At 61.9% G+C, this 15,529-nt stretch carries 14 protein-coding genes; 10 read left to right on the top strand and 4 right to left on the bottom strand.

The window, feature by feature from the left end:
- Window positions 1-3 precede the first annotated feature (3 nt).
- The 9 genes from CXY70_RS11065 to CXY70_RS11025 all read left to right on the top strand — a co-directional run bounded on the left by CXY70_RS11065 (window position 4) and on the right by CXY70_RS11025 (window position 9,325).
- Entirely contained in the window at window positions 4-1,170 is a 1,167-nt protein-coding gene (locus CXY70_RS11065) for an NDMA-dependent alcohol dehydrogenase (protein WP_233205893.1), read from the top strand.
- Window positions 1,171-1,332: 162 nt separating this feature from the next.
- On the top strand, window positions 1,333-2,202 hold the full coding sequence (locus CXY70_RS11060; protein ID WP_304481724.1) for a mycofactocin-coupled SDR family oxidoreductase: 870 nt from the start codon (window positions 1,333-1,335) through the stop codon (window positions 2,200-2,202).
- Between the two features lie 63 nt (window positions 2,203-2,265).
- On the top strand, window positions 2,266-3,105 hold the full coding sequence (locus CXY70_RS11055; protein ID WP_104192428.1) for a mycofactocin-coupled SDR family oxidoreductase: 840 nt from the start codon (window positions 2,266-2,268) through the stop codon (window positions 3,103-3,105).
- A 28-nt stretch (window positions 3,106-3,133) separates the two neighbouring features.
- Entirely contained in the window at window positions 3,134-4,045 is a 912-nt protein-coding gene (locus CXY70_RS11050) for a MoxR family ATPase (protein ID WP_104192612.1), read from the top strand.
- Between the two features lie 24 nt (window positions 4,046-4,069).
- Entirely contained in the window at window positions 4,070-5,026 is a 957-nt protein-coding gene (locus CXY70_RS11045; RefSeq protein ID WP_104192427.1) for a VWA domain-containing protein, read from the top strand.
- 26 nt (window positions 5,027-5,052) lie between these two features.
- Entirely contained in the window at window positions 5,053-6,261 is a 1,209-nt protein-coding gene (gene mftD / locus CXY70_RS11040) for a pre-mycofactocin synthase MftD (RefSeq protein ID WP_104192426.1), read from the top strand.
- A gap of 87 nt (window positions 6,262-6,348) precedes the next feature.
- Window positions 6,349-7,107, top strand: a complete 759-nt coding sequence (gene mftE / locus CXY70_RS11035) for a mycofactocin biosynthesis peptidyl-dipeptidase MftE (protein ID WP_104192425.1) — start codon at window positions 6,349-6,351, stop codon at window positions 7,105-7,107.
- Window positions 7,104-8,513, top strand: a complete 1,410-nt coding sequence (gene mftF / locus CXY70_RS11030) for a mycofactocin biosynthesis glycosyltransferase MftF (RefSeq protein ID WP_104192424.1) — start codon at window positions 7,104-7,106, stop codon at window positions 8,511-8,513. Before mftE ends, mftF begins: the two co-directional genes overlap by 4 nt.
- Window positions 8,514-8,584: 71 nt before the next feature.
- Window positions 8,585-9,325, top strand: coding sequence for a DUF429 domain-containing protein (locus CXY70_RS11025; protein ID WP_104192423.1), 741 nt, complete (start codon window positions 8,585-8,587; stop codon window positions 9,323-9,325).
- A 135-nt stretch (window positions 9,326-9,460) separates the two neighbouring features.
- On the opposite strand, the gene CXY70_RS11020 is transcribed toward CXY70_RS11025, so the two are convergent.
- Window positions 9,461-10,945, bottom strand: a complete 1,485-nt coding sequence (locus CXY70_RS11020) for a CoA-acylating methylmalonate-semialdehyde dehydrogenase (protein ID WP_104192611.1) — start codon at window positions 10,943-10,945, stop codon at window positions 9,461-9,463.
- Between the two features lie 59 nt (window positions 10,946-11,004).
- On the bottom strand, window positions 11,005-11,949 hold the full coding sequence (mmsB, locus tag CXY70_RS11015; protein WP_104192422.1) for a 3-hydroxyisobutyrate dehydrogenase: 945 nt from the start codon (window positions 11,947-11,949) through the stop codon (window positions 11,005-11,007).
- A 156-nt stretch (window positions 11,950-12,105) separates the two neighbouring features.
- Here mmsB and CXY70_RS11010 point away from each other — a divergent pair, with 156 nt between their 5' ends.
- Complete coding sequence (locus CXY70_RS11010; RefSeq protein ID WP_104192421.1) at window positions 12,106-13,014, top strand: LysR family transcriptional regulator; 909 nt, start codon at window positions 12,106-12,108, stop codon at window positions 13,012-13,014.
- Between the two features lie 91 nt (window positions 13,015-13,105).
- Here the strand turns inward: CXY70_RS11010 and CXY70_RS11005 are convergent, their stop codons facing one another.
- Together CXY70_RS11005 and CXY70_RS17580 are read right to left on the bottom strand one after the other, a co-directional pair.
- On the bottom strand, window positions 13,106-14,410 hold the full coding sequence (locus tag CXY70_RS11005) for an MFS transporter (protein WP_104192420.1): 1,305 nt from the start codon (window positions 14,408-14,410) through the stop codon (window positions 13,106-13,108).
- Between the two features lie 887 nt (window positions 14,411-15,297).
- Window positions 15,298-15,480, bottom strand: coding sequence for a hypothetical protein (locus tag CXY70_RS17580; RefSeq protein ID WP_146066117.1), 183 nt, complete (start codon window positions 15,478-15,480; stop codon window positions 15,298-15,300).
- Window positions 15,481-15,529 lie beyond the last annotated feature (49 nt).

The following is a 15,529-nucleotide window of genomic DNA, read 5'->3' as shown; positions in this document are numbered from 1 at the left end:
AACATGATGAAAACCCATGCAGCCATACTTCGTGAACAACCGGGACAGTGGCAGATCGAAGAGGTTGATCTGGACGATCCGGGTCCCACGGAGGTGCTGGTCGAAATGGTCGCCACCGGGTTGTGTCACAGCGACGAGCATGCCACAAGCGGAGACATGCCGATCAACCTTCCTATTGTCGGCGGGCACGAAGGTGCTGGCATCATCCGCGCTATCGGCAGCCAGGTTACGGATTACGCAGTGGGCGATCACATCGTCACGTCATTTATCCCATCCTGCGGAAAGTGCCGGTGGTGCGCGATGGGCCTGCAGAATCTCTGCGACTTCGGCGCGAATACCCTGATCGGCAACCAGCCCTCTGGCGGCTACCGCATGCACTCCAACGGTGAAGATCTCGCCACGATGGCCGCCTTGGGAACGTTCGCCGAGTGGCAGGTCTTCGACGAGGCATCCATCGTCAAGATCGATCCCGACATCCCCCTCGATGTCGCTGCACTGGTCGCCTGCGGGGTGCCGACCGGGTATGGCTCGGCGGTGAACTCGGCTGATATTCACAACGGCGATGTGGTGATTATTTTCGGCGTGGGCGGCATCGGTATGAATGCCGTCCAAGGCGCGGCCGCAGCCGGCGCTTCACACATTGTTGTGGTCGACCCGGCACCGTTCAAACGGGAGAAAGCACCCGAGTTTGGAGCGACGGAGGTCTTCGCCGAGGCGCAAGCCGCTATCGACTTTGTGCGCAGCATCACAAACGGGCAGGGCGCAGACGCCGCGATCTGCACTCCGGGCGTGCTGCACGGCGACATCATCGGCACAGCGACGGATGCCATCCGAAAGGGTGGAATCGTCGTCGTCACGTCAATGTCACCGCTAGGCGAGGTCGGCATCCCGACGGACCTGTTCAGCCTGGTCATGAACCAGAAGCGCATCCAGGGTGCGCTCTACGGCTCGTGGTCTCCGCGCTACGCCATCCCGACGCTGCTCGATTTGTATAAGCAGGGCAAGCTCAAGCTCGACGAACTCGTCACCAACCGGTACACGCTCGGCCAGATCAACGACGCGTACCAAGATATGCGGGACGGCAAGAACATTCGGGGCGTCATCCTCCTGTCGCCCGTGGCCACGGAGTCACCCGCCGCCCTGCGCGAGGCCGTCACCGTCGGCGCCTAAGAAAACACCACCCCACCCCCGCCTCGCGGAACGCCGGTCACGGGGTCGCCCGACTCGTTACCGAGCATTGGCGGCCTCGTGCCCGGTGCCCGCAAGACGCAGCCTTCGCAAAATTCGCCGCACCTGGGCAAGCTTGCGAATCAGAGCCACGGATCACCACCCGTGATCCGCGTATCCATGGATCGAAAGGAGCACGCAATGGGGCGTGTAGAAGGAAAAGTAGCGTTCATCACCGGTGCCGCTAGAAGTCAGGGGCGCAGTCATGCGCTACGACTGGCTCAGGAGGGCGCGGATATAATTGCGGTCGACATAGTCGGTGCGGTCGGGTCGGTGCATGCGTACCCGATGGCCACCGAGGAGGATCTTGCCGAAACCGTGCGTCAGGTGGAAGCGTTGGATCGCCGCATCATCGCCACACAGGCCGATGTACGTGACTCAGCAGCGCTGAAGGCGGTCCTGGCCGATGGGGTCGCTCAGCTCGGACGGCTCGATATTGTGTCAGCCAACGCAGGGATCTTTCAGATGTCCCCGGCGCTCGAGCTTGAGGACGCCGCATGGCAGGAGACTATCGACATTAATCTGACCGGCGTCTGGAACACCTGCAAGGCGGCACTGCCGCATCTCATCGAAGGTGGACGAGGCGGGTCGATCATTCTTACCAGTTCGACTGCCGGGATCAAAGGACTTCCTAACACCGTCCACTACACAGCAGCTAAGCACGGGGTCGTCGGCATCATGCAAACGCTTGCCAACGAGTTCGCCCAATACTCAATTCGAGTGAACTCGGTGCATCCAACAACGGTCAACACGATCATGATCCAGAACGAAGACGTGTGGGGGTTGTTCGATCCGTCCAATCCGAACCCTACCCAGGATTCGGCAGTCGAGGCCTTCAAGAGTCTCAACGCCCTGCCGGTCCCGTGGGTGGAACCGGTCGACATCAGCAACGCGGTACTGTTCCTGGCCTCCGACGAAGCAAGATTCATCACCGGCGTCACCCTCCCCGTCGACGCCGGCAACCTCGTCAAGTAACCAATCGACGCGGGGCAGCGCGAAGCGCACCGCCCCGCCACATACGGAAGAAAAGAGACAGCAATGGGAAACCTCGACGGCAAAGTCGCCTTCATTACCGGCGCGGCGAGAGGACAGGGCAGAAGCCACGCCATTCGCTTGGCACGAGACGGCGCCGATATCATCGCGATCGACCTCTGCGAAGGTGTCGATAGCGTTACCTCATTCTATGAGCCAGCAACGGCTGAGGACCTGGCGGAAACCGTACGGCAAGTCGAAGCTCTCGACCGACGCATCGTGGCGAAACAGGCGGATGTGCGCGATATCGACGCGCTGACCAAGGCCGTCGATGAGGGCGTCGCACAACTGGGGCGGCTCGACATCATCGTCGCCAACGCCGGAATCTTCACCTTCGGTTCGGACACGCAGAAGATCGACGAGCAGTCCTGGAAAGACCTCATGGACATTAACCTGACCGGGGTCTGGCACAGCTACAAAGCGGCTGCCGACCATCTGATCGCATCGGGCGCCGGTGGCTCGGTCATCATTATCTCCTCGCTGGCCGGATTCAAGGGACTCGCGAACGTCGCCGCGTATACGGCTACCAAGCACGGCGTCGTCGGCCTGATGAAGGTGCTCGCCAACGAACTCGGTCCTCATGGAATTCGGGTCAACACGATCCACCCGAACTCGATCGACACGAAGATGGTGAAGAACAGCAACACTTACAAGCTGTTCCGCCCAGACCTCGACGATCCTCAGGCCGAGGATGCCGAACCCGCATTCGCAGGGATGAGCCCCATGGGCAAGGCTTGGATCGAGCCAATTCACGTATCAAACGCGGTCGCCTGGCTCGCCTCTGACCAGTCGTACTACGTTACCGGAGGTCAGATACCGGTCGACGGTGGAGCGGCCATCAAGTAACCACCCCGTGCCGAACGAAGGAGAACACGTGGCACCCAGCACCATCGTCGACACTCAGAGACGAGTGGCAGCGCACCTCGTCGGCCGCGAGCGCGAACTCGAGCTGACGCTCGCAGCCGTCGCAGCCAGCCGCGACATCTTGCTTGAGGGGCCGCCGGGGACTAGCAAAACCACCATACTGAAAGCCATCACCGAAGAATGGGGTATCCCGTTGCTCTTCGTCGAGGGCAATGCCGACCTCACCCCGGCCAAACTCGTTGGGCACCACAATCCCGCGCGGGTGCTGCGGGAGGACTATAGCGCCGACAACTTCGTGGCGGGGCCCCTCATCGAAGCGATGCAACGCGGCGGGTTTCTCTATATAGAGGAGTTCAACCGGGCACCGGAAGATACCCTCAACACCCTGCTCACCGCGATGGCAGACCGCGCCATCGCGGTGCCTCGGGTCGGCACCATCGTCGCGGCGCCGACCTTCCGAGTGGTTGCGTCGATGAACCCCTATGACAACGTCGGCACGACGCGGTTGTCGACGAGCGTGCACGATCGTTTAAACCGACTCGCGATCGGCTATCAGGACGAGCCGGCCGAACGCGGAATCGTCACGCTTCGCACCCAGGCCAACGGTGATCTTGCCGATCGCCTCGTTATCGATGCGGTATCCGTCACCCGGGCAACGAGGCGTCACCCGGATGTACGCCAGGGAAGCAGCGTGCGTGGCGCGATTGACTGTGTCCTTGTCGCGCTGCAACTCGCACTGCTTCGACACCTCACGTCGCCACTGGATGATGCGTACCCCGAACTCGTTTACGATGCCATGACCGTCTCCCTGTCCGGTCGCATCCACCTCGACGAGGCCGCGGAGAGCTCGCCCGAGCGCGTGTTGCGACAGATCTGGGAAGACCATTTTGTTCTGGAACCGGCCATTGCCGAGCCCGGCTGAAGGGAAGTCGAAACGGATTCGCCCATGTCCAAACCAGGCCACCAGAAGCGTGCAAGAGCCGCATTACGTCGCAAGGCGAAGCAGCTCACGGAGGATCCGGTGATTTTTGAGCCTGGCGCGGGCAGTTCCGGCCTGGTATTGCGGGCGCAGGCTTCTAGTCGTAATGCCGCACGCAAGTCGCCACCGGGTCATACTGCAGCGGGCATCACCGACGAAACGGGTCAGCTCGTGCTCGACAGCTCCGACGCGGTCGCCATCGATCCCCTTGTGCGCAGCCGTGCACGACAGATCGCCGCGCGGTTGGCAATCCCCCGACCCAAAACAGACTCCATGGCCCACCGCGGGTTTGGCAAACTCGCGAGCCTGCCCTACCGGGGCGGGTCAGACGAGATCGATCTCGATCGCACGATCGAGATGCTCGCCGAACACCCGATTCCAGAAGACGAGGACATCATCGTCCGGGAACGCATTCGCACCCGCCGGTCGGTCGTGCTCCTCGTTGATGTCTCCGGCTCAATGAAGGGCGAGCGGGTGCAGACCGCTGCAGCGACGGTCGGGGCCCTCGCCGGCGAACTCCAGAACGACGCCCTCGCCGTCATCGCCTTCTGGTCGGACGCGGCCATCCTGCTCGGCCTCGGCCGGGAGGTGAAGCCGATGGACCTGCTCGACTCCATCCTGCAGATACCCGCCCGCGGGCTCACGAACATCGCCTTCCCCCTCGAACTCGCCACGCGTCAGCTGGCGCAGGTACCAACACGGGAAGCGCGCGTGATCTTGTTGTCCGACTGTGTGCACAACGCAGGCCCGGACCCGCGGGAGCACGCGGCCCGGCTGGGGCGACTCGACGTGCTCATCGACGTGAGCGGTGAGAAAGACATCGCGCTGGGCCGTCAGCTCGCGACGGCCGGGCACGGTACCGCTCATTTCGTGCGTACCCACCGCGACGTTGCTCCGGCCCTCGGCCAACTTTTTAGAACCTGAACGACGACAAGAAAGCTGGAATTCCAATGGCGAAAAATGCATGGTTTGAGACCGTAGCCGAAGCACAGCGACGAGCCAAAAAAGCGCTTCCCTCGTCCGTATACGGGGCACTCGTTGCGGGTTCCGAGCGCGGGCTGACCATTGACGACAACATGGCAGCGTTTGGCGAACTAGGCTTCTCCCCGCATGTCGCCGGGCATCAGGCGGTGCGGGACCTGACGACAACCGTGATGGGCATACCTATTTCTTTGCCGGTCATCATCTCCCCCACAGGCGTGCAGGCTGTGCACCCCGACGGTGAAGTGGCCGTTGCCCGGGCATCCGCTAATCGCGGCACCATCATGGGGCTGAGTTCGTTCGCCAGCAAATCCGTTGAAGACGTCATTGCTGCCAACCCGAACACGTTCTTCCAAATGTACTGGTCGGGTTCGCGGGAATCGATGGTGCAGCGGATGGACCGGGCGCGCGCCGCCGGCGCCAAGGGACTCATCGCCACCCTCGATTGGTCTTTCTCCAACGGCCGCGACTGGGGCAGCCCGCAGATTCCGGAGAAGATGAGCCTGAAGACGATGATCAACTTCGCGCCCAACGTGCTCCCCCACCCACAATGGCTCCTGCGCTTCGCGAAGTCCGGACGCATCCCCGACCTCACCGCTCCCAATCTCACTCCCCCCGGCGGCACCGCACCGACATTCTTCGGCGCCTACTACGAGTGGATGCAGACGCCGCCACCCTCCTGGGAAGACGTGGCCTGGATGCGCGAAACCTGGGGCGGGCCATTCATGCTCAAGGGCGTCACCCGCATCGACGATGCCCGCCGGGCCGTCGATGCTGGCGTAACGGCCATCTCCGTGTCCAATCACGGCGGCAACAACCTCGACGGGACCCCAGCGACGATCCGCATGCTCGCCTCGGTCGTCGAGGCCGTTGGCGGCGACGTGGAAATCGTACTCGACGGCGGTATCCGTCGAGGCAGCGACGTCGCCAAGGCTCTCGCGCTCGGAGCGCGCGCGGTCATGATCGGCCGCGCCTACCTGTGGGGCCTCGCCGCGAACGGCCAGGCTGGAGTCGAAAACGTCCTCGATATTCTGCGTGGCGGACTCGACTCGGCCGTACTCGGCCTGGGTCATGATTCGATCCACGAGTTGTCTCCAGCGGACTTCTACATCCCGCCGACGTTCTCACGCACCCTCGGCGCGACACGGAGCACAATCGAAGCTACGACCCGGCACTAATCACGTCACCATCAACCACGTCACCGCCATCGCGGCGGTGCCCGGCACTTTTCGGGACCAGACTAGAAGTCGAACGAGAGGGCACACGTGCACGGTGAATTGGCGTACAGCACCTGGCCAGCACTGTCGCCTACCCCCGTCGTTCTTGTTCCCCTCGGTTCGACGGAGCAGCACGGACCACACCTGCCGTTCTCCACCGACACCATAATCGCCTCGGCGGTGGCAGAGCGAGTCGCCACTGATCTGACCCTCCGGGGGCATTCCGTTGTCGTCGCCCCCGCCCTGCCGTATGGGGCGAGCGGTGAGCACCAGGATTTTCCGGGAACCGTGTCGATCGGCACCGAAGCGCTCACGATGGTCATTATCGAGCTGGTACGCTCGCTGTCGACCTGGGCTGGTCGCATTGTGCTCGTCAACGGCCATGGCGGAAACCTTGCTGCGCTCACTGCATCCGTCTCGCTGCTGCTCGACGAGGGTCACGCTGTCGCCTGGGCTCCCTGCGCGGTCACCCGGGGAGATGCCCATGCCGGAATCACCGAGACATCGATTCTGCTGCATCTCGACGCCACGTTGGTCGACCTGGCATCGATTGTCCCTGGCGCGACGACACCGATGTCTGCACTTTTTGGCCGACTCAAGTCGGAGGGCGTGCGAGCGGTATCGCCGACCGGGATCCTGGGCGACCCGACCAAAGCCACCGCCACGATCGGCGCTGCCCTCATGGCTGAGATGTGCGACGGTGTGCAGCGCCGGATCCTCGGCGAGTCCATCGACCCGCGCGGGTGCCTTCGCGACCCCGCCCGGGGCACAGTACCGGCCTCCGTCGCCACGGAAGGTCGACCATGAAGCCGTCCACCGCTCTGCTCCCCCCCGGTTTCACGGTCGAACTCAACCGCACGGTCACGGTCCGTGACCAAGGCCGATCCCTGGTCGGAGGCTCCCCGACCCGCGCAATCTATCTCTCCCGGGCCGCCGCCAGCATGTTCGCCGGCCGCCGCCTGGCCGTCGACCGTGCAGGCTCGGGCGCCCTCGTGGACAAGCTGCTCGAAATTGGCATGGCCGATCCGGTACTCGACACGCTTCCGGCAGCGGATGAGAGCGACGTCACCTACGTGGTTCCAACCTACGGCCGGCCGCGATCTCTCGACCGCCTCCTAGCGAGTATTGGGCCACACAAATCGGTCATCGTGGTCGACGATGCCTCGCCCGATCCAAGCGAGACGAGACGGATCGCCGCTGCCGCGGGAGCCCGTTTTATCGCCTTGCCCAAGAATTTGGGTCCAGCCGGCGCCCGCAATGCGGGGCTGCGATTGGTGCACACGACCTATGTCGTGTTCGTCGACAACGACATGGTCGTCACCGACGGCGCTGTGGCAACATTGCTCCGGCACTTCGTTGATCCGAGGGTTGCCCTCGTCGCGCCGCGAGTGATCGGGCTCCAGCTGTCGACCCGAGTCAACTGGATCTCTCGTTACGAGGACGCACGGTCTTCGCTTGACCTCGGACCAACTCCCGCCACCGTACGGCCACGCGCGCGGGTGTCGTGGGTGTCAACGGCTTTCGTTGTGGCGCGTGTCGAAGCCCTCGGCGCCGGGTTCAACGACGGTATGCGAGTCGGCGAAGACGTCGACCTCGTGTGGACACTCGTCGAACAGGGGCGGAGGGTGCGCTACGAACCGGCCGCGACCAGCGCCCACGAACACCGAGTCACGTTGTCCGACTGGGCCAAACGCAAAGCGTTCTACGGCACGGGCGGCCACGCATTGGCACTCCGACATCCCGGCAACATCGCCCCGGCGATCCTCGCGCCCTGGAGCGTCGGCGTCATCGTGGCGCTGCTCGCCCAGCGGGCCTGGTCGGTTCCCCTCGCCCTCGGAATTTCCGCCGTTGCCGCAGTGCGCATCTCGCGCAAGTTATCCCGCCACGAGCATCCGCTGCGTATCGGTATCAAGCTGACGGCCACCGGCGTTGCCGCGTCGCTTTCGCAGACGATGGCCCTGCTCACGCGGCACTGGTGGCCGATCGCGGTGCTCGGCAGCATCGTCTCCCGACGCGTACGCCGGGCAACGATCGCCGCCGCCGTACTCGACGTCGTCCTCGACTACCGACGCACCAAACCGCAACTCGACATCGTGCGCTTCGGGATCGCACGCCGAGCCGACGACCTCGCCTACGGAGCAGGTCTCTGGCTCGGCGCGCTCCGCGGGCACTCGACGGCGGCGCTTCGCCCCGACATCCGCGGGCGTCGCTAGTTATTCACCGCACGTGCCACCACGTGGAAACGAAGCTATCCCATTAGCGGACCACATCCTAAACTGAGCGCATGCGCACTGCCGGAGTGGATCTCGCCGCCGAGCCCAAGGGCACTGCACTGGCCGTCATCGAGTGGGCCGACAGCCGAGCATCACTGTGTGAGCTCCAGCTCGGCGTCACCGACAACGTCATCGCCCGCACAGCGGGCACCGTTGAGAAACTCGGCATCGACTGTGCGTTCGGCTGGCCGGACGAGTTCGTGCATTTTGTGGTCGCACACTCCAGCGGCGACCCGAGCCAGCCCAGTTTCGACGGCGGAATGGACTGGCGCCGCACTCTGGCCTACCGCGAGACCGATCGTGAAGTACGAAAAAGAACCGGACGCTGGCCGCTCAGCGTCTCCACCGACCGGCTCGGACTCACCGCCATGCGATGCGCCGGGCTGCTGGCCAGGATCTCCGAGACCGGCATCATCATCGACAGGTCAGGTTCTGGAGTCGTCGCAGAAATTTACCCGGGAGCATCGCTCCGCCTGTGGGGGTTCTCTACGACGGGGTACCGAACGGAGCCCACCGTTCGGGAGCAGCTTCTGCGACGCATCCAGGATGCCGCGCGATGGCTCGATCTCGGCCCGTACGCCCCCGAGATGATCACCTCAGCGGATGCCTTCGACGCCGTGATCGCGGCACTCGCCGCCCGCAGTGCCGCCCTGGGATTCTATGAGCCGCCGGAACCATCCGTGCTTGATCGCGCCCGGCGGGAAGGCTGGATCTTGCTCCCATCCGGCTCCCTCACAGATTTGCTCCGGTAGCGGCCTGAGTTTCTCAAGTTCCACCATCCTGCGACGCCGTCGTTTACGGCTAATGATCTGGTCCGCACGCTCCGGGACCACGGCACGGATGCCGCGATCCCGGAGCATTTGATGGTTTGCCGCTAGGGCTGGAGATCAGCTGACCTGCGGGAATCCGAGGTTAATCTCACTCGTCGACGGGTCGGGCCAACGGGTGGTCACCACCTTGTTGCGGGTGTAGAAACGAATGCTGTCCGGCCCATACATGTGGGTATCCCCGAACAGTGATGACTTCCAGCCACCGAAGGAGAACGACCCAACCGGCACCGGTATGGGCAGGTTGACCCCGACCATTCCGGCCTCAATCTCAAATTCGAATTGCCGCGCGGCACCGCCGTCGCGCGTGAAAATGGCTACCCCATTGCCAAACTCGTTCTCGTTGGTCAACTGAATGGCCTCTTCAAAGGTGTCCACGCGGACGACGGACAGTACGGGGCCAAAGATCTCATCGTCGTACACCTTCATGCCTGGCTTCACGTGGTCGATCAGGCTGACGCCGATGAAGAAGCCATTTGAATCAAACTGGTGCTGGCGACCGTCCACAACAACGGTGGCACCTTCATCTGCCGCTCCGGCAACATACGAGGCAACCTTGTCGCGGTGCGCAGCGGTGATCAGCGGGCCCATCTCTGAAGCAGCATCCGTTCCCGCGCCGATCGTCAGTCCGGCCATCCGCTGCTTGATGGCATTGACGAGTTCATCAGCAATACCGCCAACGGCGACGAGCACACTGACCGCCATGCAGCGCTCCCCCGCTGAGCCGTACGCCGCCGACACGGCCGCATCTGCAGCCATATTCAGATCGGCATCCGGGAGTACCACCATGTGGTTCTTCGCGCCGCCCAGCGCCTGCACGCGCTTGCCGTTTTCGGCGGCCCGCTTATAGATGGACTTGGCAACAGGCGTGGATCCGACGAAGCTGATGGCCTTCACCTGCGGGTGGTCCAACAGCGCATCCACGGCTTCCTTGTCGCCTTGGACAACGTTCAGTACGCCGTCGGGGAGCCCGGCCTCGGAGAAAATCTCGGCAATGAAGATGGCCGTAGATGGGTCTTTCTCGCTGGGTTTGAGCAGAACGGTGTTGCCGCAGGCCAGCGCACTGCCAATCATCCATAGCGGCACCATGGCCGGAAAATTGAACGGAGTAACGCAGGCCACTACGCCAACCGGTTGGCGCACCGAGTGAACGTCGACGCCGGTCGACACCTGCTCTGAGTGCTCCCCCTTGAGCATGTGGGAGAGTCCGGTGGCGAACTCGATATTCTCCAGGCCTCGGGTAATCTCGCCCTCCGCATCAGAAAGCACCTTGCCGTGTTCGCTGGTGAGGATGGCCGCCAGCTCCGACTTGCGCTCGCTGAGGAGCTCTCGAACCTTGAAAAAGATGTTGGTGCGTTTGGCGAGGCTGGTGGCCCGCCACCCCGGCAGCGCCGCACTGGCGGCGCCGATAGCTTCCTCGACCCGGGATGTTGAAGCTAAAGCGACCTCTTTGTTTTGCTCTCCGGTGGCGGGATTGTATACGGGGGCGAAACGCTCGGCGTCGGTGATCTTTCGACCATTGATGTAGTGCGGAATTCGCTGCATGGGAGTGCTCTCTGTAACTGCGGAACGCGGGTCAGTGGTTGAGGTCACGACCGTTGTCATCAGCTGACCTGCGCTTGGGCTAGCGCCGGAATCTGTTCCGGTTCCGGGTCGGGAGCCAGGGTTCCGTCGACGAGCTTGACGATTATGGAGCAGTCTTTACCGCCCTGTTCAGCATCGAGAACGCGCTGGAACAATTGCTGCACGTGCTCCCCAATCCCCAGTGGTGTATTCGTTGCCCGCGCGGCGGCGATAGCCAGTCCGATATCTTTATTGGCCAACTCCGTCGTGAACGTCGGTGCGAAAGCAGTGTTAGCGGCGGAGGATGCCACGACTCCGGCAATCGGATACCAGGTGCGCAGGGCCCAACTGTCACCGGAGGAAACCGACGCGATGTCCCAGAACACCTGCTTGTCGAGACCGAGACGATCGGCCAGAACTGCACCTTCAGCGGCCCCCGCGAGATTGATAAAAAGCATGAGATTGTTACAGATCTTCGCGGCCTGGCCTGTGGTAGCACCGCCAGTCGGAATGATGTTGGCAGACATCGGCTCGATGAACGTGCTGGCATCAGAGACGGCGCCGGGTTCCCCGCCAATCATGAACGTCAATGTTCCGGCCTGAGCACCGCTGATCCCGCCGGAAACGGGAGCGTCAACAAAACGGAATCCAGCCTCGGCTGCCGCATCGTGAAGCCTCTGCGCGGATTCGACGTCAATCGTGGAGGAATCGACAAGAAGGGTGCCGGGACTCACCGAGGCCAGCACGCCGCCTTCACCCAGATACACGGCAATGGCGTGCTCACCTTTCGGCAGCATGGTGAAGACGACCTCGGCGCCAGCAACAGCATCCGCGATGCTGCTTGCCGGTGTGAGCCCGTTGGCCGCCGCGGCCGCGAGCGCCTGCGGGTTCAGGTCGAAGCCGCGCACTTCATGCCCAGCCTTCACCAGGTTTGCCGTCATCGGGCCACCCATATTGCCCAGACCGATCCATCCGATTGCAGCCATTCGCAAGCTCCTTTGCTCTTTTCCAGCGAAAACATACTTTCTTTATAACCACCATCACACCGTGTTACGGTGCAATCAAGATAAAAAAATACAGAAGCCCTGTGCATTTATGCACAAATGCACTGATGCACTTATTGGTTGAAAGGCCGGCGCGTGATGGTTGATTTCAAGCGGTTCCCGAGCCCGGATGACCTGCTCATCCTGCTCACCGTGGCGCGCCTGGGGCGATTCACTGCCGTGGCCGAGGCGCTGGAAACCACCCACACCACCATTTCCCGTCGGATTCTGGCGCTGGATAAGCGGCTGGGTGGGCGTACCCTCGAGCGAAGCCCGCACGGATGGGAACTCACAGAGCTGGGAAACCAAGCAGTCCGTGCAGCTGAGATCATCGAGAAAAGCCTGGGCGCTCTCACCGCGACGCTGGCGCATGACGCGGATCCGCTTTTCGGACTCGTACGCATCAGCACGCCCGACGGCTTCGGCGCAGCTTTTGTCACCCCCGCCCTGGTCAAGCTTCAACAGCAACATCCCAAGCTGAATGTAGAGATGCTCAGCGCGACAAGAAAGATCAACCAGAACCGCTCCGGCGTCGACCTGGAAGTCGTGGTCGGTCCAATCGACGCGAGTAGAGCACAGACGATCTTTTTGACAAATTATTTTATCCGACTGTACGCCAGCCCCGAATACCTCGCCACGAAAGGGACTCCAAAGACTATTGATGACATCAAGGACCACAACTTTGTGTCCTACGTTGAGTCATCCCTCCAGGTAGCCGAGCTGGGGCATCGCTCGTCACAGTTGCCAAATCCAGCCGCGAGCTTCCACTCCACCAGTATCTTCGGCCAGGTCGAAGCGGTGCGACGCCACAGCGGCATCGGATTGCTTCCATCTTTCATGGTGTGGGGGCGGTCGGGTTTCGTCCCCGTGTTACCAGATTCTTTCCACCGAGAACTGCCAATTTGGGCTGCCGCCCGCGCCGAGTCTCTTCGATCCATGGCGGTGAAGGCAGCAATTGAGGCCATCCGGCAGGAGATCTCCGAGCGCCAGAACGAGCTGGCGGCCTAACTGGTACGGCGGTCCCGCCCGGTCTCTGGTTCGACAGCTCTGATTGCAGCAGATCAGTTTGTCCGCAACCCGGGCCCGCCTGTCTGACGCCTTACCGTGCGTCGGTGTGCACCCGCAGTGCCGCCGTTTTTTCAAGGTCGGCTGCATCGACATCGTGAAGTGAGATTCCTCTCGTTTCTTTCATCGACACCACAGCGACAACCGTCACGACACAGGCAACCAACAGATAAACGGCAATCGGCACCGATGACCCGGTGCCCCTCAGCAGCGCGGTGGCGATAATCGGGGCGAGCGAACCAGCCACGATCGACGTGACCTGGTACCCGAGCGAAACACCGGAATACCGCATGCGGGTGGGAAACATCTCCGACATGATTGAGGGCTGCCCGGCATACATCAGTGCGTGGAACAAGAGGCCGATCGTGACGGCGATCATAATGATCAGTTCATCCGCGGTCTCCATCATGGGGAAGGCAAAGAATCCCCAGGTCGAGCCCAACACCGCGCCCGCTAAGTAGACGGGTTTCCGGCCAACCGCGTCAGAGAGTTTCCCGACCAGCGGAATAAGACAAAACTCGATTGCATGCGCGATGAGCATCAGCAACAAGATCTTGGCTGTGTCCATCTTGACCACCACCACCAGGTATGTAATCGAGAAGGTGACGACAAGGTAATACAGCACGTTTTCCGCAAATCGCAGTCCCATGGCGGTGAAGACACCACGCGGGTAGCGTCGAAATACCTCAATGGCGCCGTAGCCCGGCGTGGGTGCAGCTTCAGCGTTCAAACGAGATTCTTCGAAGATCGGAGCATCCTGAACCTTCGTGCGAATGTAGTACCCGACAATGACGATCACCGCTGAGAGCCAAAATGCGACCCGCCAGCCCCAACTGAGGAAGGCCTCCTCGGGCAGAGTCGCAGAAAGCCCGAGGAGAACAACGGTGGCCAGCAAGTTTCCCCCTGGAACGGCTGCCTGCGGCCAGCTGGCCCAGAACCCACGAGATTTGTTAGGACTGTGCTCAGCTACCAGCAATACGGCGCCACCCCATTCGCCGCCAACGGCAAAGCCCTGAGCGAATCGCAAGAACACGAGGAGCGCTGGCGCCCAATAGCCAACCTGATCAAACGTTGGCAAGCATCCCATCAGGAATGAGGATACGCCGACCAAAACAATGGCAACCTGAAGCAATCGCTTGCGTCCAAACTTGTCACCAAAGTGGCCAAAGACGATTCCACCAATTGGACGTGCGAGAAAGCCGACAGCGTAGGTCAGAAAAGCTGCGAGGATGCCGTCAAGTTGCGAGCCAGCATTGGGAAAGAACACTTGGCCAAACACTAGAGTCGCCAGCGACCCGTACAGAAAGAATTCGTACCATTCAACGACGGTGCCGGCCATTGAGGCCGCCACCACTTTCTTCAATCCTGTCGGCTTTTCCGCTGTACCACTCTGGCTTGGGGGAACTTGCGTGCTCAATTGAATCTCCTTCGGTGTCAGCTCTGACACTGCGTGGAATAGCGCATCCAGCTCTATGAATGCGACGACGAACGCATCACGTGGACCGTTAAAAAGTATTACCGTGCCATCAACATCACACAACGTCGATTCATGCAGAGGCCATCTGCATCAATGCACAATAACGCTGGCTAAATTTTGGCAGAGGTCGCGCGGGACTCAAACTCCGTGCCGCGTCATGAGCAAAGAGAAAGCGGCTTTGTCGCCGCGGTTAAGGCTCGTCACGAGCTCATAGTCAGAATCTGAATTCAAGGTGAGCCTGCACTTACACAGTGTCAGTAAAACAAAGGTTTGTGACGCGCGGTCGACTTCTCTTTCATCAGCGACGGCTTTGTGATTTGGTTAGGCATCGCCCCAACGACGGTTGTGGCGCCATGCTTGCCTGCCAATAGCGCTGCGGTTCACACATTGCGCGCAGCCGCCGTTTGGGATCGTCCGCCCAGGGATGGCGCTGGCTCAAGTCAGTGCAGTCAGGAGTTCGCTTTCGGCACTGTCAGTAAGGCCGGCGGTGAGGGCGCACTCGTTCGATCGCGCGTTCATGCCATGCCAGGAGCGGTCCGCTAGCCAGAGAGGCATCGAGCGAGGACCAGACCACTCGCCAACACATGGTCAGCAAGCCAAGACTCTGGCGCACGGACGATGGGGCCGTGATGCACGGCTGCGGCCCGGGCCGCATCAATGTCTTCGAGGAAAGGAATTGGAATCCCCGGCGCGTTGAATGTCCCGACGGGTCCACCCTCGGCCCGCTGTACAAGCCAGGCGGCCAGGTCTCAGACGTCGATAATGGCTGTCGGCACCTCGGGCGCATCCGGCACGAGCGCTGCACCGTCTTCGTCTGAAGGATGCGCGAATCGCCACGGCCAGTATCCACTTCGCCCGCTCAGGTCGCCCGGTCCGCCGATGAGCCAGGGTATGGCCAACCCAGGCCGCCCTCCAAGTACGAGAAGTTTCATGGCAGCTAACCAGTCAGTACGTGCGTAATTTCGCCCCGAGCAGATCGGT

The sequence above is a fragment of the Cryobacterium sp. Y82 genome (assembly GCF_002929495.1).
GTDB lineage: Bacteria > Actinomycetota > Actinomycetes > Actinomycetales > Microbacteriaceae > Cryobacterium > Cryobacterium serini.
This window is presented reverse-complemented; position numbering and strand designations above follow the sequence as displayed.

Coding starts and splice junctions, on each gene's coding strand:
- CXY70_RS11065 (WP_233205893.1), top strand. CDS start 4: ATGATGAAAACCCATGCAGCCATACTTCGTGAACAACCGGGACAGTGG.
- mftF (WP_104192424.1), top strand. CDS start 7,104: ATGAAGCCGTCCACCGCTCTGCTCCCCCCCGGTTTCACGGTCGAACTC.
- CXY70_RS11005 (WP_104192420.1), bottom strand. CDS start 14,410: ATGGCCGGCACCGTCGTTGAATGGTACGAATTCTTTCTGTACGGGTCG.
- CXY70_RS11055 (WP_104192428.1), top strand. CDS start 2,266: ATGGGAAACCTCGACGGCAAAGTCGCCTTCATTACCGGCGCGGCGAGA.
- mftD (WP_104192426.1), top strand. CDS start 5,053: ATGGCGAAAAATGCATGGTTTGAGACCGTAGCCGAAGCACAGCGACGA.
- CXY70_RS11045 (WP_104192427.1), top strand. CDS start 4,070: ATGTCCAAACCAGGCCACCAGAAGCGTGCAAGAGCCGCATTACGTCGC.
- CXY70_RS11010 (WP_104192421.1), top strand. CDS start 12,106: ATGGTTGATTTCAAGCGGTTCCCGAGCCCGGATGACCTGCTCATCCTG.
- CXY70_RS11020 (WP_104192611.1), bottom strand. CDS start 10,945: ATGCAGCGAATTCCGCACTACATCAATGGTCGAAAGATCACCGACGCC.
- CXY70_RS17580 (WP_146066117.1), bottom strand. CDS start 15,480: ATGAAACTTCTCGTACTTGGAGGGCGGCCTGGGTTGGCCATACCCTGG.
- mmsB (WP_104192422.1), bottom strand. CDS start 11,949: ATGGCTGCAATCGGATGGATCGGTCTGGGCAATATGGGTGGCCCGATG.
- CXY70_RS11025 (WP_104192423.1), top strand. CDS start 8,585: ATGCGCACTGCCGGAGTGGATCTCGCCGCCGAGCCCAAGGGCACTGCA.